Annotated in this window: 22 protein-coding genes and 1 tRNA gene; 4 read left to right on the top strand and 19 right to left on the bottom strand. The window is 38.1% G+C overall.

The window, feature by feature from the left end; all coding sequences use genetic code 11:
• The 8 genes from ACXM0J_RS04860 to ACXM0J_RS04825 form a co-directional block, all read right to left on the bottom strand.
• Window positions 1–195: CoA-transferase (locus tag ACXM0J_RS04860; RefSeq protein ID WP_304457309.1), on the bottom strand; the 195-nt coding region annotated here is incomplete at its 3' end.
• Window positions 196–276: 81 nt separating this feature from the next.
• Window positions 277–1,209 carry an alpha/beta fold hydrolase gene (locus ACXM0J_RS04855; RefSeq protein ID WP_086264950.1) on the bottom strand — a complete coding sequence of 311 codons (933 nt, stop codon included), beginning with the start codon at window positions 1,207–1,209 and terminating at the stop codon, window positions 277–279.
• Window positions 1,210–1,272: 63 nt separating this feature from the next.
• Window positions 1,273–2,184: an alpha/beta fold hydrolase gene (locus ACXM0J_RS04850; RefSeq protein WP_235823114.1), complete on the bottom strand. Its 912-nt coding sequence runs from the start codon at window positions 2,182–2,184 to the stop codon at window positions 1,273–1,275.
• Window positions 2,185–2,193: 9 nt separating this feature from the next.
• Window positions 2,194–2,967: a substrate-binding domain-containing protein gene (locus tag ACXM0J_RS04845; protein ID WP_086264951.1), complete on the bottom strand. Its 774-nt coding sequence runs from the start codon at window positions 2,965–2,967 to the stop codon at window positions 2,194–2,196.
• Window positions 2,968–3,029: 62 nt separating this feature from the next.
• On the bottom strand, window positions 3,030–3,869 hold the full coding sequence (locus tag ACXM0J_RS04840; protein ID WP_086264952.1) for an amidohydrolase family protein: 840 nt from the start codon (window positions 3,867–3,869) through the stop codon (window positions 3,030–3,032).
• Window positions 3,870–3,948: 79 nt separating this feature from the next.
• Window positions 3,949–4,767, bottom strand: a complete 819-nt coding sequence (locus ACXM0J_RS04835; RefSeq protein WP_479750295.1) for an SDR family NAD(P)-dependent oxidoreductase — start codon at window positions 4,765–4,767, stop codon at window positions 3,949–3,951.
• Between the two features lies 1 nt (window position 4,768).
• Window positions 4,769–5,332: a carboxymuconolactone decarboxylase family protein gene (locus tag ACXM0J_RS04830; RefSeq protein ID WP_086264954.1), complete on the bottom strand. Its 564-nt coding sequence runs from the start codon at window positions 5,330–5,332 to the stop codon at window positions 4,769–4,771.
• Between the two features lie 30 nt (window positions 5,333–5,362).
• On the bottom strand, window positions 5,363–6,685 hold the full coding sequence (locus ACXM0J_RS04825; RefSeq protein WP_017402677.1) for a C4-dicarboxylate transporter DctA: 1,323 nt from the start codon (window positions 6,683–6,685) through the stop codon (window positions 5,363–5,365).
• A 417-nt stretch (window positions 6,686–7,102) separates the two neighbouring features.
• Between ACXM0J_RS04825 and ACXM0J_RS04820 the strand changes: the two genes are divergently transcribed.
• Window positions 7,103–8,014 (top strand): LysR family transcriptional regulator, encoded by a 912-nt coding sequence (locus ACXM0J_RS04820; RefSeq protein ID WP_086264955.1) that lies wholly within the window; start codon window positions 7,103–7,105, stop codon window positions 8,012–8,014.
• 29 nt (window positions 8,015–8,043) lie between these two features.
• Here the strand turns inward: ACXM0J_RS04820 and ACXM0J_RS04815 are convergent, their stop codons facing one another.
• From ACXM0J_RS04815 to efp, 7 genes are all read right to left on the bottom strand, one after another.
• Window positions 8,044–8,610 carry a TetR/AcrR family transcriptional regulator gene (locus ACXM0J_RS04815; protein WP_086264956.1) on the bottom strand — a complete coding sequence of 189 codons (567 nt, stop codon included), beginning with the start codon at window positions 8,608–8,610 and terminating at the stop codon, window positions 8,044–8,046.
• 724 nt (window positions 8,611–9,334) lie between these two features.
• Complete coding sequence (locus tag ACXM0J_RS04810) at window positions 9,335–9,802, bottom strand: DMT family transporter (protein ID WP_062849977.1); 468 nt, start codon at window positions 9,800–9,802, stop codon at window positions 9,335–9,337.
• Window positions 9,789–10,520: a DUF3865 domain-containing protein gene (locus tag ACXM0J_RS04805; protein WP_086265392.1), complete on the bottom strand. Its 732-nt coding sequence runs from the start codon at window positions 10,518–10,520 to the stop codon at window positions 9,789–9,791. Before ACXM0J_RS04805 ends, ACXM0J_RS04810 begins: the two co-directional genes overlap by 14 nt.
• Window positions 10,521–10,906: 386 nt before the next feature.
• Window positions 10,907–10,983 (bottom strand) — tRNA-Val (locus ACXM0J_RS04800).
• A gap of 167 nt (window positions 10,984–11,150) precedes the next feature.
• Window positions 11,151–11,456, bottom strand: coding sequence for a YbdD/YjiX family protein (locus ACXM0J_RS04795; RefSeq protein WP_000980869.1), 306 nt, complete (start codon window positions 11,454–11,456; stop codon window positions 11,151–11,153).
• Window positions 11,456–13,552, bottom strand: coding sequence for a carbon starvation CstA family protein (locus ACXM0J_RS04790; protein WP_199992039.1), 2,097 nt, complete (start codon window positions 13,550–13,552; stop codon window positions 11,456–11,458). The genes ACXM0J_RS04795 and ACXM0J_RS04790 overlap by 1 nt, the downstream gene beginning before the upstream one ends.
• 166 nt (window positions 13,553–13,718) lie before the next feature.
• Window positions 13,719–14,288 (bottom strand): elongation factor P, encoded by a 570-nt coding sequence (gene efp, locus ACXM0J_RS04785; protein WP_002118666.1) that lies wholly within the window; start codon window positions 14,286–14,288, stop codon window positions 13,719–13,721.
• 73 nt (window positions 14,289–14,361) lie between these two features.
• Between efp and epmB the strand changes: the two genes are divergently transcribed.
• From epmB to ACXM0J_RS04770, 3 genes are read left to right on the top strand one after another with little or no spacing between them, the layout of a single operon-like run.
• Entirely contained in the window at window positions 14,362–15,378 is a 1,017-nt protein-coding gene (gene epmB / locus ACXM0J_RS04780; protein ID WP_086265393.1) for an EF-P beta-lysylation protein EpmB, read from the top strand.
• A gap of 15 nt (window positions 15,379–15,393) precedes the next feature.
• Window positions 15,394–17,139 carry a GTPase gene (locus tag ACXM0J_RS04775; protein ID WP_086265394.1) on the top strand — a complete coding sequence of 582 codons (1,746 nt, stop codon included), beginning with the start codon at window positions 15,394–15,396 and terminating at the stop codon, window positions 17,137–17,139.
• On the top strand, window positions 17,136–19,247 hold the full coding sequence (locus ACXM0J_RS04770) for an EAL domain-containing protein (RefSeq protein WP_086265526.1): 2,112 nt from the start codon (window positions 17,136–17,138) through the stop codon (window positions 19,245–19,247). Before ACXM0J_RS04775 ends, ACXM0J_RS04770 begins: the two co-directional genes overlap by 4 nt.
• A gap of 62 nt (window positions 19,248–19,309) precedes the next feature.
• On the opposite strand, the gene rpmE is transcribed toward ACXM0J_RS04770, so the two are convergent.
• The 4 genes from rpmE to ACXM0J_RS04750 all read right to left on the bottom strand — a co-directional run bounded on the left by rpmE (window position 19,310) and on the right by ACXM0J_RS04750 (window position 23,424).
• The gene (gene rpmE / locus ACXM0J_RS04765) at window positions 19,310–19,534 is read right to left on the bottom strand and encodes a 50S ribosomal protein L31 (protein ID WP_001200845.1); all 225 of its coding nucleotides are present in this window, start codon (window positions 19,532–19,534) and stop codon (window positions 19,310–19,312) included.
• Between the two features lie 197 nt (window positions 19,535–19,731).
• Entirely contained in the window at window positions 19,732–20,703 is a 972-nt protein-coding gene (locus ACXM0J_RS04760) for a bile acid:sodium symporter family protein (RefSeq protein WP_080973456.1), read from the bottom strand.
• A 133-nt stretch (window positions 20,704–20,836) separates the two neighbouring features.
• Entirely contained in the window at window positions 20,837–21,238 is a 402-nt protein-coding gene (gloA, locus tag ACXM0J_RS04755; protein WP_086265395.1) for a lactoylglutathione lyase, read from the bottom strand.
• A gap of 2 nt (window positions 21,239–21,240) precedes the next feature.
• Window positions 21,241–23,424: an AmpG family muropeptide MFS transporter gene (locus ACXM0J_RS04750; protein ID WP_086265396.1), complete on the bottom strand. Its 2,184-nt coding sequence runs from the start codon at window positions 23,422–23,424 to the stop codon at window positions 21,241–21,243.
• Between the last annotated feature and the right edge of the window lie 22 nt (window positions 23,425–23,446).

The raw sequence follows: 23,446 nt of genomic DNA, 5'->3' as shown, positions 1-23,446 counted from the left end.
CAGTTTCGCCAGACCATAATCGCCATTACCGGCATTGTTACTGACGATGGTTAAATCTTTAACACCGAGTTTAATAAGACCATCAATGAGTTCAGCGGGTTGTCCTGCGGTACCGAAACCACCAATCAGAATGGTTGCACCATCTTTAATCTGCGATAGAACCTCGCTTAGTGAGGACTTACTTTTGTCAATCATATGGAAAAGTCTCTTAAAACCGTAATGCACAAAATCGATTAGAAACGAACGTTCCTGAACGTCCGTTTCTTTAAGGAACAACTATGATTTTTTCGCGAATTGTTGTTTAGCAAATTTACCAATGGCATCCGCTAAAGCTTTCGGTTGCTCTGGAACTAATGCATGACCTGCATTTTTAATTTCGACTATCGTCACTCGATCACCTAAGGCACCTTTTAAAACACCTCTTAAAGGTTTAGGCGCGACTGTGTCATATTCTGGTTGAATATCTAAAATTGGTGCTTTGCCAGCAGCAAAATAGTCATCTACAGGAGTGTTATTACGCGCATAACCTTGTGCATCGTGTGCTTCGTGGTGCCAACCAGTTAGCCATACGCGCGGATCATTCATTGGTGCAAAGAATGCACGTTTTAAATATTCAATACGCTTAGCTTCTGGAAGCTCTTCATTTCCAGCATTATCAATCGCTTCACGAATTTCAGGACTAATTGGTTTACCTTTATATCCCTCTGGCACTTTACCTGCGGAAGCACCTGCCAACACCACACCTTTAACCAAATCTGGACGCTGTGTTGCGACCATGCGGGTTGGGAAATTGCCCCATGCATGGCCAACTACAATTGCAGGACCAGCTTTAAAATGTTCGATCACTGCTGCAACATCATTTCCATAATCTTGAATATGCAGTTTTTCCATTGGACCACGGCTTAAACCAATTCCACGAACTTCAGGTCGAATCACTCTAAAGCCTTGTTTAACTAAATCTTGTGCAACTACATCATAGTCACGTACAGAACGTCCTAGTGACGACATAATCACAATGGTTGGCCCCTTACCTTGTACATAAGCTTGAATAGAGACATCACCATACTTTACCATCTCATAAGGCACATTGCTTACCTTAGAGGCAGCTGCCGTATGCGTTGCTGGTGAAACGTTTGTTTGTTTTGCTTCCGTAACCGTTGCTGTGGCTAATAATATTGCTGTAGATAAAATAGCTAAGGTTTTATTCATCTTAATCAACTCCATGTTTTAGATGATTGTGGTTTAAAAATTAAATAAGCAGATTTAAGTCAACTAATTGGCTGAATATACTTGTTTGGAAAATTTGGCTATCGCATTTGCCATCGCTTCTGGTTGTTCTGGTACCATCGCATGACCTGCGTTTTTGATGACCTGTTCAACAACTCGTTCAGGTAAATACTCTTTCATTACATTTTTGACGACAACGGCATCGTACTCTCCTTGTAAATCAAGGATTGGAACCGTTTTCCCACCCGAAAAATACTCATCAATTGGCGTTACAATTCGTGCATGAGCTTCAGCAGCATGGTTTTTTTCATACCAACCGTTTAACCACACATGTGGATCATTCATAGGTGCGAAGAAAGCTTGCTTTAGATATGTGATACGTTGTTCTTGAGGAAGCTTATAATTCCCTGCGTTATCAATTGCATCACGTAAACGCCCATACGGTTTTTCAGTTGAATCTTTAGGTAACTTACCTGCTGAAGCAGCGGCCATGACAATACCGCGAACCAGATCTGGTCGATCAGCAGCAAGCATACGTGCAGGCTGACTTCCCCAGGCATGTCCAACGACTACCACTGGACCAGTTTTTTCAGCATCCAAAACTAAAGCAACATCAGCAGCAAAATCGTGCAGAGTTAAATTCTCTAAAGGCCCTGTACTGCCATTGATGCCTCTAGGTTCAGGACGTATTACCTTAAAGCCTGATTTTGCAAGATAATCTGCAACAACATCAAAATCTCTAGCGCCACGGCTTAACGAAGGCAGTAATACAATTACGGGGCCCTTCCCTTGTACATAGAACTCAATTGAGACATCACCTTGTTGGATCTGCTTTTTATGAACAGAGAAATTTGAAATTAAATTTGCTTGATCCATATTAGATTCAACCTTATCAAGACTTGAGCATCCCATGAGGCTCAATGATGTCGATAAAATTGCAGTTAAGTATTTCTTCATAGTGATTCCTCACTTGCCAATTGGTTCCAAACCACTGTTGGTCAAAATACTTGCTGCTTGTTTAGATTTTAAAAATTGTACAAATTGAGCTGCGATTTCAGGATGTTCAGCTTTTTTAGAAATCACTGATGAAAACTTACTAACGTATTGCAAACTTTCAGGTAAAGGTGCAACAAAGGTAATCCCTTTAGTATGCTTAAGCTCACTAATCTGTTGCATTCCCACATCAGCCTGATGTTCTGCTAACACTTCTCCGACCAGTTTTTTACCTGGAACCTCAAGCCCTTTTGTTTGCATTTCCTGTTCAATATTCAATCTTTTGAATAATGTTGAGCGGATATAGACACCACTTGAACCTTGAGAGTAGGCAACTTTTTGGGCTGATAATAAGGCTGCCTTTAAGTCTGCTTCATTTTTTAATGGTGGTACTTTAGTACCTTTACTCACAGCCAAACCAATTTTTGAATTTGCTAATTCAGTACGACTAGATAAGTCAAAATTTTGACTTAATTCATTAGATTTAAGTGCATCATCCAAAATGATAGCCAAGTCCATTTTTTCATTGTTTTTAATTCGCATTGGTAATGATTCAGGAGACTTTCCGGCAGATGGCCCCCATTCGATATGAACCGTATTTCCAGTTAATTTTTCATACATTGGAATAAGAGTATCCATCGCACCATGAAAAGAACCAGATGCAATAACATTTAATTGCGCTGCATGTGCTGGCACGACCATAGCAATTGATAAGCCCATTCCTGAGACTAGTTTTTTTAAACTCATTTTTAACTTCCTTTTAAGTAAAGAAGTATTCAGTCAATGAATACTTCATTGGTTTTAAAACATTAATTTTCTCTGAAATATAAATTTCGTGGATTATCGACAAATACGGCTTGTATTAATTCAGGCGTATCGAGTGCTTTTAATGCAAACTTTAAAAGCTCATCATCATGAGGAACCTCACCTTTTACATTTGGATGAGGCCAATCTGTTCCCCACACCACTCGGTTTGGTGCAAGTTTGATTAACTTCTGAACCCAATTCAGTGAAGCCTCCCAAGTGCTGGCAGGCTGTCCATTCATTGCACGGTCAATTCCGGAAATTTTTAGCCAACGCTTCGGATTCATCATGACTTGTTGCAACTTGATAAAAGTATTTTCTGCATCTTGTGAATCAAGCAAATTAGGTCGTGCCATATGATCAATCACAATATCGACATCTATGTCTTGCCAAGCTTCAATCGCTGGGAAGATATCCTCAATTTTTCCATGTATCTGAATATGAAATCCGAGCTTTGCAACTCGTTCAACCAAACCACGTAATGCTTGCGGATCACGGCTTCCAGGCAAATGCCCTATCATGTTAAAGCGAATGCCACAAATTCCGCCGTGCTTTAATTCAACAAGTTGTTCATCTGTAATATCGTGATCTACTAAAGCAACTCCTCGATAATTAAAGTTACTTTGTTCAATCGCATCTAAAATGATGAAGTTATCTGAACCATAGGCAACAGCTTGAACAAAAACACCGTGTTCAATTCCTAAACTTTTGTGTAATTCAAGCAACTGCTTAAATGTTGCTGGTTCAGGATGATATGCAGCATCTTCAGGTAACGGAAAGCGATCAAAAGGCCCGTATATATGAAAATGGCAATCCCATGAACCTTTTGGCAAATTAAATGACATAGTACTTCCTAAACAAATCTTATTAGGTTCAACAAATATTCCATGTACCTCACATATTTGGAGTTACTCAGAATTCACCTTAATCACAACGTGCAGTCATTCCGCCATCGACCACAATTTCTGTTCCAGTAACAAAACGCGCTTCATCACTTGCAAGAAACAGCGCAGCAAAAGCTGTATCACGCCCATCTCCCATAAAACCCGCGGGAATTCGCTTTAAACGGCTTTCGAGCAATTGATCAACATCACCACCTGTACGTTGCCCTGCTAAACGAACTTCAACCATCGGGGTATGTAATTGACCAGGCAAGACAGTGTTTACGCGTATTCCTTTAGGGGCATATTCGACAGCAGTCACTTTTGATAATTGAATAATCGCGGCTTTACTTGCTGCATAGGCAACTTGTGGAGAACCTGTAAAACGGATTCCAGAAGTTGAAGCTGTATTTACAATCGACCCACCGCCTTGTTGCTCCATATATGGAATGGTGTGCTTACAAGTTAAAAACACACTTTTTAAATTTAGGTCGAGTTGTTTGTTCCAACCCTCTTCAGATAAAGCAACAGCTCCACCAGCGGCAGAACCACCTACGTTATTCACTAAAATATCGACACGACCATATTTCTCTACACAGGCTTCAACCATCGTTTGAACTGACTCGCTGTCAGTCACATCACACGCAAAAGGTGTCACTTCACCATTAAAGTTTTGAATACGATTTAAAGTTTCATACATGGCATCAATCGAACGATCTACAGCAAAAATTTTTGCTCCTGCTTTAGCAAAAAGTACTGCCGCCGCACGACCTTTTCCCCACCCCGGACCAACACAACCTGCACCAGTAATGATTGCAACTTTGTCTTGCAAACGTCCTTGAGGATTAATTTCATCAAACATATTAAATTCCTGCTTCTGGGGTTGGTAATTCAGGAGTTACACCTGCTGGTGGTGGAACTTCGAAAACATTAATCGTCATAGAAATAAGGGTGTAATAGCCTGCAATCGCGACTAAATCGATTAATGTATCTATCCCAAGTAGTTGCTCTATTTCTTGATAAGTCTGATCAGAAACCCTTTTGGTCTCGTGAAGTTCACAAATAAACTGATAAATTAATTGTTCGTCCTTATGAATAAATACGGGTTGCTCACCTAAACGAATGGCTTCAATAACGTCTGTACTTAGGCCAGCCTCAATTGCATATGGTTTATGAGCAGCCCATTCATATTCAGCGAGCCAGTGTCTACCCATTAGTAAGATGGCTAATTCACTCAAACGCGGCTCTAAACAACTATCGTATCGGCAATATTGACCAAGACTTTGTGCCAAATTGGCTAACTTCGGATGATGCAACCAGATCGCTAAAGGACCTCGCACCCCTTTACGTGGACCGCTTGCAATTGCATCGAAAACAACTTGTTGTTCAGCAGTTAAATGTTCTGGGTCTATCGCTTTTAAACGCATGTCTATTCTCGATATAAGAAGTTGAGATAATTAATGAGATTTATCTAAAACTTGACTTGATTGATTTGAATCGGAGGCTAATGGTGTCTCTACCAAAGAATCTTTCGCCCGTAGCAAACTACGTTTAGGTCTCTTACCTGTTTGTTTTTCAAAAGCATCAGCATCGAAAGCATTTTCCCAACGAGCAACCGCATAGACTGCAAGCGTGTTTCCAATAATGTTGGTAATTGCCATGATAGTTGCCATAATTCGGTCAACACCAAATAACAGTCCCAAACCACCGAGTGGTAAAGTTTTTACAGACTGTAAGGTCGCCGCCAACTTAATAAAAGCGCCGCCAGCGACAGTAGTTCCGCCTTTCGATGTAAAGCTTAAGATTGCTAATAAAACCAACTGGTCGATTAAGCTCAAAGGTGTGTCAGTTGCTTGTGCAATAAAGCCCACCGCAATTGCCATATATAAAGCTGTGCCATCTAAATTAAAGCTATAACCTGTAGGTAATACGAACCCGACAACAGCCTCATCACAACCCGTTTTTTTGAGCTTTTCAATCAGTTTTGGAAAGGCAACTTCACCTGATGCTGTACCGAACACCAAAAGTATTTCGTCGCGAATCACTTTTAAAATGGTGAGAAAAGGTAGACCAATAATCCATGTCACTGCACCAAGGGCAAACACCATAAAGAAGAAGCATGCTGCATAGAAAACACCAATTAATTTCATTAAATAAATGAGTGTTTCACCGCCGTAACTACCAATTGCAGCCGACATCGCACCAAATGCACCGAGCGGAGCAAGTTTCATAATAAAGCCGAGCATCTTGAACAAGATGGTTTGCGCTTCATCAATTCCTTTAACAATTACAGAGTCTGGGCCACAACATAAATTGATAGCCATACCCGCTAAAATCGAAACAACCAATACTTGCAATACGTTTCCGGTCGCAAAAGCATCTACGATGGTGTGCGGAATCATATTTAAGAAGAAATCAACCGCCGAAAGTGTTGCTGAACCTTTTGCCGCATCAGGTTCGGCTAAATCGGTTGCATGAAGTCCTGAACCGGGCTGCAACACATTGACAAATACAAAGCCAATCAGCATTGCTACAGTTGTTAGCACTTCAAAATAAATAAGTGACTTAACACCCAAACGGCCCAGTTTTTTCATATCTTTAATATGAGTTAAACCATGAACCAAGGTAAGAAAAATCAAAGGAGCTAAAAGCATTTTGAGTAAAGCAATAAATGCTTGACCTAATGGCTTCATTGCCTTTGCCCATTCAGGAGAGACTAAACCCAAAATAATGGCAGCAATAATTGCAATAATTACCTGCACATGTAGTTTTTTTAACATGTCGAATTCCTATATCGAAACTTTAAAATGCTTGTGCTTGAACACATCCCTGCATTTTTTGACAAACGAATCCCCTATAAACAACATTCATATGTGTTTAGATTTAAATTTAACGGGGGGTTCAATTGTCTAGCGTGTTTAACTCATCGAAAAGCTAGATTTAAAAGATAATCTGTCATAGAATCAGTCCTTAATCATATTTTCCCAAATAAACCTGATCAATCCCACTTGCTAGACCAGGTTAAAAATCAACAATGATATCAATAACTTTTGACCAAAAAATTGATATATTTTGATAAAGCATCACGTAAATAAGAACCTTATCTATTACTTTCCATACAAGTTCCGTTCATTACGTCTGAATTCATTGTTATATAATCACCATCTTTATGGAATAGGATTTAGGCACTATCAGATATGAATGAAATTAATATCGAACAAATCGACTTAAATCTTTTGAAGTGCTTTGAAATCCTATATGAAGAGCAGAATGCTTCGCGTGCAGCGGAACGTTTAGGAATTACTCAGTCTGCGGTCAGTGCATCTTTACGACGTCTTAGGGATATTTATCAAGATCCACTTTTTCAACGGACTGGTCGAGGTCTTGCACCCACTACTAAAGCGCATGCTTTGAAACCATTAGTCAGCAATGCTTTAAGTATTTTTAGGGAAACATTGTTGTCACTACCCAATAATCACAATAACCTACAGCAAAGAATTATCACGATTGGTATGTCTGATGATTTTGAAATTGCATTTGCACAAGAAATTATCGAACAGGTTAAATTAAAATTTCCCCACTACAGAATCGTAATTAAACAGACCTATACACATATCATTGCTGAAATGCTGGTAAAGCATAATGTTGATATTGGAGTAACCTCTGGCGGAATCTATTACCATTCTTTGTACCGAGAATTAATGGTTTTAGGTGATTATTCTTGTTTGGTGACTCATCCTGAAGATGCGGTTGAACTAACCTTAGATAAGTTTTTAAGTTTTGAACATTTACTGATTTCAAATACGGGTCAAATCGGGATTGTTGACGAACATTTAACGAAATTAAATAAGACCAGACGGATTTTTGCCTCTACTTCTCACTTTGCTGCTATTCCATGGTTATTAAAAAGAAAAGGAACGGTTTGTACCCTTCCCACCCACGCTGCAAGAAAAATTTCCGAAATTGTACCTGCCCTAATTTATACAAAATGTCCAATTTCGATACCAACCTATCCAATGGTACTTTCATGTCGAAAAACATCGCTAAAAGACAAAGCGATTTTGGATGTACAAGAAGTCATTAGGTCAATTATTAATAGTTATAAATAGGATTGTTTTATACATTGGAATTCATTGATTTAAGCACTTGCATTAAACCAACCCCGCAAAAAACAATCCAACACCTTTTCTCGCTCGGTTGTCTCATCCGAGCTTAAAAGCTGAATAATTGCACCTTCGATCATATATAAAAATAATTTGGCATCCTGAAAAGTTGCATCGTTTTTAAGTGTTCTAAGTTGGCTATAAATTTCATTGATGAGCCACGTTCTATATCTCACTGCGGTGATATAGGCTTTTGGATAGGTCAGTTTCGTTTCAAAAATTGCTTTAAATAATAAATAGTACGGCCCTTCTACATCGCTATGTAAGAAATAAAGTTTCTTAAGTGTATCCTTCCCGTTTGTACTTTGATCGTACTCAACCATTGAAACTACTTTTTCTTTTAGCCTCTCTTTTTGCACGATCAAACAGATTTCAATAAATCGCTCTTTAGAATGAAAGTAGTTATAAAAAGTTGCTTTTGGAGTGTGAGACTCTTTCACGATTCGGTCGATGCCCACTATGTGAAATCCGTGATGGTGAAACAAATGAATCGATGTATTAATAATTTGGATCGCACGTGTTGAGAGAACTAAATTTGGCATAGTTTTACCGTTTTAAAATAAATTTTTTGTATATAAACGAGATACTTTTTTGGGAGAAAAAAAGGCATAGCAAAGCCGTAAGACTGTGCTTGGCACATCTCAAGTTTTATAGTTAATGCAAGTTTTTTGAGCCGTAATGACTTAAAGCCTGAAAACCCTAAAGGTCATCAAGCTGCTTTAAATTTTTAAGTTGTGTCGTTATAGCTTTTGGCAAAGGCTGCCAAGAAATTATGAATGTGCAAAGCCAACTCCTTTTTATTGGGAGTTCTGCCAGACATTTATAGAATTATGGTGGCAGAACGGAAGAAGGTTGACAGACTAGTATTATCTCAAACTAGCACACCCGAGGGTGTCCCTCTCCCGTCCTACCGCTACGGGAAAGGGACGAGTAGCTACCACACAAGACTATTCCTCAGAAGAAATAACTCTGATGCGGGAGATAATATTCAGCCTGTCAAAGCCGGCTGGCAATGTGGCCAGCAGGCAAAGGATAGTGCTCTGCCCTATTGCAGTCAAGCACACAAAATGACATTTGTTTTAAATTAGATCATTAAAAAGTAAGGATAAATAATAAATAAGTGATTGTTTAAGTGGGGTTTATAAAGGTGAAGCTTTAGACAAATGTTTCTTTGGATATTAGCCCCTACTCTTTATTATTAAAGCTAAAGCCATGAGATGGCTATATGGGTTTATATAAGCTAATAAAAAACCGCGAAAGCGGCTTTTAGTTTGATATTTTTCGATATTCATTATAAAGCATAATAAGTCCACCAATTAAAATGAAACCTAACCCTAATAGCTTTAAACCATCTAACTTTCGTATTTGCACTCCAAGTAAACCAGTGCTATCAATAATTGTTGCAAAAAGCATTTGTCCTAAAAAAACCCAAAGAAGAGTACTCGTTGCTCCTATTTTTGGTGCTGCGATAAACATACAAAGTATGTAAAGCGAACCTAAAAAACCAGACATCCACATCCACCAACTGGCATTTTGATAAGATGGGGGTTTAATACCGCCATCTATTAATAATGCAATGATAAGAGAAGCAATAGCTCCACCTATATAAAGATAAAAGGTAGATTGTATTTGGGTTGCTCCACTCGTATTTCTAAAGGCATTTACTATTGCCAGTTGTAGAGGGACAATTAATCCACCTAATATACTAATAAACACATAACTAATATTTTGCATTCTTAACCTCTAAGTATAAACTACTCCAAAATTCATCGAGAAGTTCAAGAAACTTATTAAAGCCAATCATGAATTTTTCTTTTTTGGAATCAGTATCAATTATTGACCATATTGTTCTATTCAAATCTTCGGCATGCCGAGCTTCAGTTCCATCTAAATGAATATCATAGAAATATGAAACATCTACCCATTTTTCGTCTGAAAATAAACTTTTATTTTGCTCTGCACCTTTAACAAGTAGTTCTAATTGAGGTAAAGCATGAATTTCCTGAGCAAGAGCAGCACCTAACATAATATAAAGATCACTATTAAAAAGTTTTTCAGACTCATCTTTTAAGATCATTGTTTTCTGCAAACCTTTACCATATTTTAGTTCTTTTTTATATACAACTTGACTATAAGAATTTATAGATTTAGTAAAAAGATAAGCTTGGGATTGGCCATCATCCAATCCCTTTTCCTCTGCAATATTTAATTCGAAAGCTTCAATAATTTTTAGAATATTATCATCTAAATTATTATCTTGCTCATTTTTTGCTTTTAATATATTACAGCCCAAATCAAGACGATAAGCTGTAGGCCCTAGCCAATGTCTAAGATTATTAACAAAAATATTGTATTGTTTATAACTATATTCATTACTATTACTAGACCAATTAAGAAGGCATTCATTTTGCGCAACTTTTTTTGCTGTTATTTGCAAGTCATTATAATTCATAAATTTTCCTCATTTTTCTTAAAAAAGCTAATAAGTTCAATTTATTTAAATATAAAATAATATTTAAACATATATATTATTTTTGAAAATTGTTTCAATTATATGTCACATTAATTTATTTTTAGTCATTATATATTTACCAACATTGCACTAAAATAATGCACTTATTATCCTCCACCCTTTATGGGTGCAATTTTAATTAAATAATCACTAAATATTTAAAAAATTAATTTTTAAATTATATATTTACAGTTATTTATATTCCTAAATTTGGCTATTAATATAAAATATGAATTTATAAAACCAATAAAAAAAGCCCTAAATCATTATAGTTTAGGGCCTTTTAAGTCATGTAAAGCTTTTCGAGTTTATATGACTTTAAATCTTGGTAGGTATATCCAGACTCGAACTGGAGACCTCTACGATGTCAACGTAGCGCTCTAACCAACTGAGCTATACACCTAGAATGGAAAGCATAATATTCATTTTTCAAAAGCAAAACAAGTGATTTACCATCGAAAAAAATACAAATGAGCAGACTTTAAGCAAACTTTTTTTCCTTTTCCAAAAAAGAAAAACGGTACATGGTTTAACCATATACCGTTTCTTTAGCTGACTATTAATCTCAACTTAACAAGGGCATTTCTTTAAATTACCGCCTGCCGATGGATATCTCGAATCAACACAATGACGGTAGAAAGTCGTCGCATCCATTGGAGTTAAATCAGGATGATGAGCTTTCATGTGCTCCAGATAAGTTTGATAGTCTGGAACCCCAACCATCAGTCGAAAGCTTTGCTGCAAACGCTGCCACAAAGTTGCAATACGCGACCAGTTCTTTGGAGAAAGTAATAGCTCTTTTTGCGAGAGCACTGTCATTTTGATGATTTTCGCAATAATGACAGTTCCATTTTTTGCAAATTTAAAATTCATCATTACTCTCCTCGTGGGGTGACCACTTTCGGATCAGCATATACAGCTGGTGCTTCATGAGCAGTTGGTGTCGGGCTTGCTAACGCACGGCGCACAATACCAATCGCAGCAATTACCATCACAATCGCAACGATCATGAAGAAGCCACAAAGTGCAGCGTTGATTTGGTTTGACATCACAATCGTCTGCATTTCTTCAAATGTTTTTGCTGGTTTAAGAATTTCACCACGCGCAATCGCATCTGAAAATCTATTCGCTTGTGCTAAGAAACCAATCTTTGGATTTTCGTGGAAAATCTTTTGCCAGCCCGCAGTCATACAGGTAATGAACAAGAAAATTGTTGGGAAAATCGTTACCCATACATATTTTTCTTTTTTCATTTTAAACAGAATGACTGTACCCAAAATGAGTGCCATTGAAGCCAACATCTGGTTACCCACACCAAATAAAGGCCAGAGTGAATTGACACCACCTAACGGATCAATCACACCTTGATAGACGAAGAAGCCCCATCCACCTACCGCAACAGCAGTACCTAGCAAATTACCAAAGAATGAGCTTGAAGATTTAACCGCAGGAATAACAATACCCACAGTGTCTTGCACCATGAAACGACAAGCACGCGTACCCGCATCGACAGCAGTTAAAATGAATAATGCTTCGAATAAAATCGCAAAGTGGTACCAGAACGCCATCATTTGGCGGCTGTTAAAAATTTCCGAAATGATATGTGCCATACCAATCGCAAAGGTAGGCGCACCACCTGTACGTGAAAGAATCGAGCTTTCACCTACTTCTTGAGCCAATACTGTTAGCATTTCAGGCGTAACGACAAAGCCTAAATTACGCACAGCTTCTGCCGCAGATTCTACAGTTGTACCGAGTACAGCCGCAGGCGCATTAATTGCAAAGTACACACCCGGATCTAAGACAGTTGCACAGATCATCGCCATAATACCGACGAAAGATTCCATGAGCATGCCGCCATAACCAATCACACGGATGTCAGCTTCGTTATCAACGAGTTTTGGTGTTGTACCACTTGATACAAGCGCATGGAAACCAGAAATGGCACCACAGGCAATGGTAATAAATAGGAATGGAAATAAACTACCAGAGAATACTGGACCAGTACCGTCAATAAAATGAGTCACTGCCGGCATTTTCAATTCAGGTAATGCAATCACAATACCAACGGCCAAGCCAAGAATGACACCAATTTTAAGGAATGTTGATAGATAATCACGTGGTGCTAACAATAACCAGACTGGTAAAACTGATGCGATAAATCCATAAATGATTAAGCACCATGTAAGCTGTGTTCCTGTTAAAGTGAAAAACTCACCCCAATATGGATCTGCTGCAACCTGTCCACCGTAAACAATGGCAAGCATCATTAAAACGAAGCCGATAATAGAAACTTCGGCAATACGTCCCGGGCGAATAAAACGCATGTAAACGCCCATAAACAATGCAATTGGAATTGTCGCTGCAATACTGAAAACACCCCATGGACTATGAGCAAGTGCTTTCACCACAACTAATGCCAGTACCGCAAGGATAATAATCATTACCCCAAGCGCACCAAGCATGACCACAATACCGGCAAAAGAACCGAGTTCTTGTTTTGCCATTTCACCAAGTGAGCGACCGTCTCGACGTGTTGAAATAAATAAAACTAAAAAGTCTTGTACCGCACCCGCCAAAACTACACCGACCAATAACCAGATCGTTCCTGGTAAAAAGCCCATTTGCGCAGCCAAAATTGGTCCGACTAATGGCCCCGCTCCTGCAATTGCAGCAAAGTGGTGACCGAAAAGCACATATTTATTGGTGGGAACATAATCCAGACCATCGGCCAAGCGATGTGCTGGGGTTAAACGTCTTGGGTTTAATTCAAATACTTTAGTTGCAATAAATAGACTATAAAATCGATATGCGATGCTATATACACATGCTGCAGCAAGTACAAGCCAAACCGCATTGACATGTTCACCGCGACTGAGTGCCAGCATCCCAAAAGAAATTGCACCTATTATTGCCACTAGGCTCCAGACCAGCTTGGAGGGAAGCGTAGATTTCGCTTGCATTGTGTCCATTCTTAACCTCTCAATAAATAACTACAGCATTTTTATATTGTTATGTACTGTTCTCTACCAAATCCTTGTGACTGTACTCCTCCTTTAATTTTTTTCCTCTTATACTTTCGCATAAAAAAAGGGATGATTTACATCATCCCTTCGATAATAGTTTATTTTTTAACTATTATGCACGCTCTAAATAATCGCCAGTACGAGTATCTACACGAACGCTTTCTTCTTGCTGAACAAATAACGGAACACGAACAACCGCACCTGTTTCAAGTTTAGCTGGTTTACCGCCACCGCCAGATGTATCACCACGTACGCCCGGATCAGTTTCAACAATTTTCAATACAACGAAGTTCGGTGGGCTTACTGTTAAAGGTACGCCGTTGAACAACATAATTGTACATTTTTCATTTGAATCATCTTTTAACCATTTAGCAGCATCGCCCATTGCGATTTTGTCTGCCGCGATTTGCTCAAAAGATACAGGATCCATGAAGTTCCACATTTCACCATCGTTGTATAGGTATTCCATTTCAACTTCAACGATGTCAGCTGCTTCTAAAGAGTCACCTGATTTGAAAGTTTTTTCTAATACTTTACCGGTTTTAAGGTTACGTAATTTTACACGGTTGAACGCTTGACCTTTACCTGGTTTTACATATTCGTTTTCCATGATTGAACATGGGTTACCATCAAGCATAACCTTAAGGCCTGCTTTGAAATCATTTGTAGAATAATAGGCCATGAAAGGCACACTCCAAACTTAACAAGTCAACTATGCGATATAATGCGTTGTTGCATTATCTTAATCGTGTCAAATGATAAACTATTTATACCAAGAGCAAAACTGGCAATCACAACTGAGTGACCTTATTACTGATCCTTCAGAGTTGCTAAGCCTACTCGAGTTATCCTCAGAACAGCTATTATCAGGTGCGATTCTGGCTTCTGAAAAGTTTAAATTGCGTGTTCCTCGTGCGTTCGTCGGAAAAATGAACGCTAAAAACCCGCTTGACCCACTTTTGCTACAAGTATTACCTCATCATCTAGAACTCGAAGAACATCCTGAGTTTGTCACTGACCCATTAGGTGAAGAAGCAGCAAATCAATTACCGGGTGTATTACATAAATATAAATCGCGCTTTTTACTCACTTTAACGGGTGCATGTGCCGTACATTGTCGTTATTGCTTCCGTCGTCATTTCCCCTATCAAGAAAATTTGCCAAAGAATGAAGATTGGCTAAATATTAAAAATTATATCGAAGCAAACCCAAACATTAACGAGGTTATTTTGAGTGGTGGTGACCCGCTTACGCTTTCTAACCGTAAATTAGCACTTTGGTTAGAACGCCTATCATCTCTCAAACAAATTCAGATTCTGAGAATTCATTCACGAGTCCCAATTGTTATTCCTAACCGTATCGACCAAGAGCTGATTTCTTTATTAAAAAACAGTAGGCTGCGTATAGTTCTGGTGGTACACTCAAATCATGCTTCTGAACTCGATGACTTTACTTGTTCAAAATTGTTGCAGTTATCTGACCACCACATTACTGTACTTAATCAGGCAGTATTGCTTAAAGGCGTCAATGATTCTGCACAGACCTTAGTTGATTTAAGTTATCGTTTATTTGAAGCTCGCGTTATGCCTTATTACTTACATGTTTTAGATAAAGTAAAAGGTGCACAACATTTTGATTTAGAATCATCTGAGATAGATGAGATCTATCGCGATGTGTTAGCGAACCTACCGGGGTATTTGGTTCCTAAACTCGTCAGGGAAATTGCGGGCGAAAAGAATAAAACACCGCTTTTTGGGGCTACAACATTTTGAGTTATATAATAAGTGATGATGAATAATGCACTATCGGACATTTTTCACAATCAAACCGAACTCACTCGTGAACGGTTAAGCTTTTGTGAAGCCAATATTAAAGATCTTAATGAATGGGTCACTACCCTTTCTATTATGCAACTCGGCGATACGTCAAAAGCATTATTCACAGCTATTTTAGAGCTCAATGAATTAAAGTGTAGTGAGACTTTACGTTTCGATCTTATACAAACGCTTCACCCAACCATTAATAATGTACTCGCCAGCCTTGAGAAAAACTTTTTTAATCAGGGTGTTATTAGTACAGATCGTAACGAGCACATTATTGAATTAGCGATGTTGCTCCGCTGCTATTTCGCCAGTATTTATTTAAATATTGCGCAAAATAGTCATGAGCAACTACAGCATCAAAAGTTTTCACTCTTTGCCTATAAGCAAAAAAAGAATTTGCAAACGGCGCGTACTTTAGCCACTTTTCATGCCCTACAACAATTAACCAGTCTCTTATATCAGCAGCATATGCTCTATAGTGAGCCTCTTAAAGGGCAATGGTTAATTGCGCATCAGCTGTATGAAACCGCAGTTCAACATAAATATAATCTCATCAATATTAACCATATTCAGGGCATACAACACCCTTTAGCAAATATTACACAAGCTTATGCTCAGTTGATTTTGCTTGATATTTTAAATACGAACCAGATTCGTCAGTCAGAAATTCAGGCATTATTTCAATGTAGTTTCGACTGGGCAAGAATGATTCATATTTTGCCGAAAGATACCGCGTTAACGAAATATGTAGTCGACCCAAATAAAGACCATCCACCTGTTTATAATACAAAGCGTAGCTCAAACTTTAACCCTAGCATCTTCATAGGCACACAAGCTTTACTTGAGCATGTCACTGCAACGATGCATAAAAATGCTCAATATATTTCTAAGAATGAGAAGTTTTATTTAAGCCCAGCTTTAAAGTTTCATGTTCAAACGATTTTAGGAACCACTGCTCAACGTCGTCATGAACGTTATGAGTACAATGCAGAGCTCCAAATTTGTTTTGGTTTAAGCACTGCCCATTTCTATCTCTCGAAAGCAAAAAACTTCGAAGAAACGCTACAGCTTAACCATAACTATAATTTACAAAGCGAAGCTAAAGTTTTATCCAACTTAGAGAAAAAAGAACAACAAACAAGCTCTTATCAACGCTTGAGTCGTGAAAGTAAAACCATTTATCAAACCACCGTTCTCGATATTAGTGTCAATGGATATCGTATTAAATGGTCTGGCGAAGCACCGAAAAACTTAAGAACCGGCGAATACATTTTAGTTAAAGAAACTTTGCATGGACAATGGCGTGGCGGTGTAATTCGCTGGATTAAGCAATCGACAGAAAAATCTCTAGAGTTAGGTTTAGAGATTTTGTCGCAAGCCATGTTTCCTTGTTCAGTGCATATTCAAGCTGAACGTCATACTCGCAATTATCATCCCGCACTATTACTACAAACACAAAATCTAGAAGAAATACAAAATACGCTTATTTTACCGGGCTCTCAAATTTTTAGAGAGCAACAAACAATTCATTTACGATTGGGGACAGAAGAAATCAAAGTGTATCTACTCAAAGCACAACTCATTACGCAAAGTTTTATTCAATTTCATTTCGAACTTTTGAATGAGCAGCAACAAGGTCTGCTTGATCAGTTCATGATGAAAAAGGGTAATAACTCTAGCACTCAAGATTTATGGGAAGCACTAAAGTGAGAAACTCTTTATTATCTAAAAAGTTAAAACGTACTGAAACACGTTTACTCATTATTGATGACAACCAGCTACGTTATAACCAGATTTTAAATTTATTATTGGGGAATGATTATCAAGTTCAGGCGTTATTACTTGATGATTTAAAAAGTTTTGAAAAACAGTTAAATACGCCGTGGGATGCTATTATTTTTGGTCGTGCTTATGACCTAAAAATTGAACAAACTCTCTCCCTCATTCAAGCATCTGAGCAGCCAAATTTACCTGTTTTATTATTACAACCTGAAGATTATCAACCTCAGCAATATCAGGCTTATATTCAAAAAGGTATTTATGATGTAGTTCCATTAGAACCATTAGATTATTTTTATATCACTCTTATTCGGACCTTGTCGTATAGCCACTTATTACAGACTGAACAACGCCTGACCAATGAACTGGAAACCATCCATTCTCATACACAAACATTGGTCAACAACAGTCATAAAGCAGTTGCCCTTTTTCAAGAAGGCATGCATGTCAAGGCAAACACAGAATATCTCAACCTTTTTGGTTTTAAACAAGAAGAAGAGATTATTGGTCTACCGATATTAGATGTTTTACAACCCAATGATTTAAATTTTTTTAAACAAAGATTTAAGAAAATTTCATTAGGCCAATTTGATCAGGCACGTTTTGAAATTCTGAGTCAGCATACAGCAATTGCAGGTAACAATGCTTTAAAACTGGAGTTTATTCCTAGTCAGGAAGAAGATGCCGTGCAGTTAACGATTGACTATCAACTGGATTTGAAAACGCCTGCAAATACACTTTTTTCCGAAAAAAGTTATGGTGTAAATACACCGTGGCAACAAATTAATCGACAACTATCGTCCTACCCTGCTCAAGCCAACGCATTAATTTTATTTCGATTAAATCAATGCCCAGAACGAGTATTCCAACAAGATTGGCAAACACCTGCACAATATTTCAATCAGCTAATAAGTTTCTTAAAAGAACATGCGCAAATGCCGATTTTCAATCTTGAACTTGGTGCATATGTTGGAATTTTACAAGCTGAAAACAGCACAGTTCTTAACGCCCAACTGGCTAGTCTGCAAAGTTTGCAAAAAGAGCATTTATTGAAGATTAATGAGCTTAACTACTCGATCCAATTTAAGCTAAGTTATGCACCAATAACTGAATCTTTAAATGAAGATAGCTTTGCAAAGCTACTCAATCAAACAAGTCAGCAAGAGCTACCTAAAGCGAAGTCAGAAATTGAGTTAGCACCAACTATCGATATTATTGCTCCTGAGCCTGTCAAATCTCCTATATCACTTGATTTAAGCCTTGAACAAGTTGATGCTCCTTTGCTGTCCTCTTTATTACAGCAATTAAAGCAGCGGCTAGCTCGAAGTGAAATTCATTTAAAATATCAGCAGATCTACGATAAACACGATCAAGAAACTCATAACTATGAGGTGACTAGCGGTTTTATTAGCGATGATCAATGGTATGACATAAATGACTTAGCTGAATTAAGAGAAGACAGTGAACTTTCTATTCAATTAGATCGCTGGATTTTGGTTGAGGCTTGTAAGCAACTACATAACTTTATTACTCAGTACCCTAAAGCTAAACTGATTATTAACCTGAATATTGATATCTTGCTTAAAGATAAATCACTTCCTGAATTGATTTCAAAACTACTTACCATTATTGGTAGTAAGCTTGAAAGCCCATTGGTTTTACAATTTTCAGAACAAGCTGTTCAGCCTCATCTTGCAACTGTCCAACAACACATAGCTCGTTTGCGTCAACACGGCGCAGAAATTTCGATTCGGGATTTCAACTCTTCTACTTATAGTGAATCAATATTGCAGCAACTCGATGTTCAATATTTAAAACTACAGTCGAAGGAAACAGAGCTATTAAAATCAGATGAGGGACTAGCACGATTACAAGAAAAGGTTTTGAACTATTTGACCGTAAAACCTGTAGGAATTTTACTGAGTGATCTAGATGATATGAACCTATTTGCAAACGCTTGGAATGTGGAAACGCGTTTCTTGCAAGGGCGCTATTTCCAGAAAAAACTTGATCGATTAACAGACGTACAAGACCAATAATGGTCTTGTACTGAAAAACAAAAAACGGGCATAAAGCCCGTTTTTTGTTTCGTGTTGCAGTATTAACGCTTGATAGAGCGAGACATACCAGCAAAACGTTGTTTGAATTTGTCGATACGACCACCAGTGTCTACATTCTTTTGCTTACCAGTGTAGAATGGGTGGCAAGCTGAACATACGTCAAGGTAGATAGTTTCTTTACCTAAAGCAGAACGAGTTTCGATTACGTTACCGCAAGAACAAGTTGCAACTAATTTTTCATATTTTGGGTGAATATCGGCGCGCATCGTCGATTACTCCTAATTGGAAGAAAGGCTTAAGCTGTCATCGCAATTGATCACTCTCAACTTAAGTTGAGGACAGGCTCAAAATGAGCAGATCAACACCACAACAGACCATTCTTTTGGCCCACCGAAACCTCTAGGGTTAGAGCTAAGCACAACAAGTGGGCAACATTATACGTCAAATAATTTTCTTTTGCGAATTAATCTTTCGATTTAGCCCAGTAATTTGCAATCACCCCACACACCATTAATTGGATTTGGTGAAAGATCATAATAGGCAACACAATCATGCCTAAAGGCTGACCAATAAATAAGATTTGAGCCATCGGAACACCACTTGCCAAGGTCTTTTTAGAGCTACAAAAGAAAACCGTGACTTGATCTGCTCGGTTAAAACCTAAAGCACGTGGTAGGTAAAGTGCTAATAGCATAATAATTGTTAAAAGTACTGAACACGCAATTGTTAGAATGAGTAAAGTTTTCCAACTTACTTGATGCCAAAGACCTGCAACTACGGCTCCACTAAATGCGCCATAGACCACCATCAAAATTGAGCCTTGATCGAATGCTTTAACAATACTCGGAACTTTTGCCATATAAGGGAAAATATAAGGACGTAATAATTGACCTAAAATAAATGGCACTAACAGTAATAATGTAATTTGTATAATTGAAGTCGTCGGGTCAAATCCATGTTGGCTTTGGCCTAAAATAAAGAAGCTCACCAATACTGGTGTAATAAACATACCAATCAAATTTGAAAAAGATGCACTACACACGGCTCCCGCCACGTTCCCTTTTGCCACTGATGTAAATGCAATAGAAGATTGAACTGTAGAGGGTAAAAAGCACATAAATAAAAAACCCCAGTACAGCTGTTGGCCTAATAGAGGCAATAAAATCGGCTTAGCCAACAAACCAATTACGGGGAAAATAAAGAAAGTAAATGCGAAGACCAATAAATGCATTTTCCAATGCAAAATACCTTCAATCACAGCCTCACGTGATAATTTCGCACCATGCAAAAAGAATAAAATTGCAATTGCGACTGTGGTCAGTGTATTGAAATATTGAGCTGCTTGACCACTGACTGGAAAAAATGTTGCTAGTAGTACCATTCCAACTAACAAAACTGTAAATCGATCAAGAGCCAATAACTTCAGCATAGCCATATCCTATGATTATTCTAGATAAATAAAAAACCCAGTTGATAAATTGACCATTTGGTCAAGCGTTCATCATACTGGGCTAAAAAAATAAAGCTAGGCTTTTAAGAACTAATTCTTAAAGCATCACAGTCAATTTTTAGTTATTTGTCGCATTAGCATCTTGTTGAATCAATTCGATTTTATAACCATCTGGATCTTCAACAAATGCGATAACGGTAACACCACCTTTCATTGGTCCCGCTTCACGCACAACTTTGCCACCAAGTGCTTTAATGTCTTCACACGCTTTATAGGCATCGTCAACACCAATGGCAATGTGACCATAAGCGTTACCTAAATCATAACTTGATGTATCCCAGTTGTGGGTAAGCTCAAGCACGGTATTGGTTTCTTCATCACCATAACCAACAAATGCCAGTGTAAAGCGCCCTTCTTCATAATCACGCTTACGAAGTAACTTCATCCCTAATACTTCGGTATAGAACTTTAAAGATTGTTCTAAATTGCCTACTCGCAACATTGTATGAAGCATTCGCATGTTTATTCACCTGCCTTTTCTGATTCATGTGTTTGATGATCTCTTAGCAATTTTCCAACCCAAACCACTAAAATCAAGATTGGAATACCAATAAGAGTTGTCATCAAAAAGAACTTTGGGTATCCAATATTACTGACTATAGTACCTGAATATCCACCTAAAAGTTTTGGTGTAAGTGTCATGAGTGAACTAAAGATCGCATATTGAACAGCTGTAAATGAGACACTCGTTAAACTTGAAAGGAATGCAATAAATGCCGCACCCGCCAAACCAGAAGCCAAGTTATCGACAATAATGGCAAAATAAAGCCATAAAGAACTATATGGTTTAATGACCTTACCGCTGACCTCCACTGGTTGACCAGAAAGTGGATCAATATAAGCTACCGGATCAATATTCACATCAAGTTCACTTGCCGCTTTTTGATTTGAGCTAACAGCATATGGATGAGATGCAGAAAGTATTTTTTGTTCGCCATCTATTACAGCTACGTTGAGCTCTTTACTTGTCGATGCCACTAATTTTTTCGCATCAATAGCAGCACTGAAAACACCTTTTTGATCGGTCATTTTTGCATCAAAATTTTGCCCATCAAGGCTAATGATAATTTTTTGCGTAGGGGTTAATGCTTGTCCAAAGTATTGTCCTCGAACCACAACACTTCCCTCACCATCTTTAAGTGAGACCTGATCATTGCCCATAACAGGTAAAATTTGTAGAGGTGATTTAGCTGACTCAGTTGTCAGTAATGGCTGAGTACGTGTAACAGGCGCTACATCATTTGAAGCATAAGCAGCTTTTACTTCAATTTGTTTTGTTCCGCTAAAAGCAGAACTTGGTACTTCTAACTTCCATAACCCGACTTCGTCTGGTTTGACTTGATAGCTGTGTTCACCAACTTTTACATCTACCATATCTAATGGCTGACCAGATTTTACTAGTCCAATAAAAATTAAATTGGTAGAGCTAGCCAAAACAGCACCGACAAACATCAGTTTCATAATGTTGATGCGCTGTGCTAAAAGACCACCTAAGAAACCGCCGACTAAACTAAATAGTACTCCATAGATTTTAACTGCTTCTGCAATTTGCTCTTTACTGAAGTTAAGATCTTGGTAGAACACATTAGAAATAACACCAGCAATAATGTCTGAAATACGGAAGAAACCAATAAGTAGCAACAACACTAATGCAAGTTTGACACCATAGCGTTTAAAGAAATCTAGAATTGGTGCAATCCATGTCTCTTTAGCCATTTGCTGGTTAACCACACCAATTTTAACGAGTAGATAACCTACAAAAATCGCAGCAGCAGTTGCAGTTAAAAATCTTAAAGCCTCTAAACCAAATAACGCAGCACTGTCTTTAATATTGCCAGCTTGTGAAATGGCCTCGGTAACCTGTCCCGAATAAATATAAGTGACTACGAATGAAATAACGGCAATAAAAAATACGAGAACCAAACGGTAGTAATCACTACTCTTATAATTTTTATAAACTCGATTTACAACAGGCTCACGCACAAGTAGGGTCGTGACAATACCCACTAACATAACGCCTGCCATGCTTAAATAAGTCGTTTTCCAAGCTTCGTAAATGTAATTACCTTTAGCTGTTCCCAAGTGGGCAGCTAGAAATAATGCACCCGCTCCAGCCACAATCATGCCAATTCGGTACCCTGCATTATATGTAGAGGCCAAAACCGTTTGCATTTCTGTTTCTGCTAATTCAATACGGTAAGCATCAATTACAATATCTTGGGTTGCTGCCGAGAAGCCGAGTAATACAGCACCTACCGCCATTTGGATAAGATAACTTTGACCTAAAGCAGGATCAGAAAAAGCCATAATACAGATAGCAAGAACAATCAAACACTGTGCAATTAACAACCAAGCTCGTCTTCGGCCTAATGTTTTAGTTAAGACAGGCACAGGTAACTCATCAATAAGAGGAGCCCAAACGAACTTAAAAGAGTAACCTAGGGCAGCCCAACTAAAAAAAGTGACTGCACTTTTATCAATGCCCGCCTCTCCAAGCCACAAAGAGAGACTAGAGAAAATTAATAAAATTGGAATTCCGGCAGAAAAACCCAGAAACAGCATAATTAATGCACGGCGATCTAAAAATGCTTTAAAAGCCGAGACCCAACCCGAAGCTTGTGTGGTCATTCGTTTTTTATTTTCCATAAATTATAAATGTGCCTATTCA

The sequence above is a fragment of the Acinetobacter sp. GRABPA_MV_2 genome (assembly GCF_056725885.1).
The sequence above is the reverse complement of the archived record's forward strand: the minus strand, read 5'-3'. Positions and strand labels throughout refer to the sequence as shown.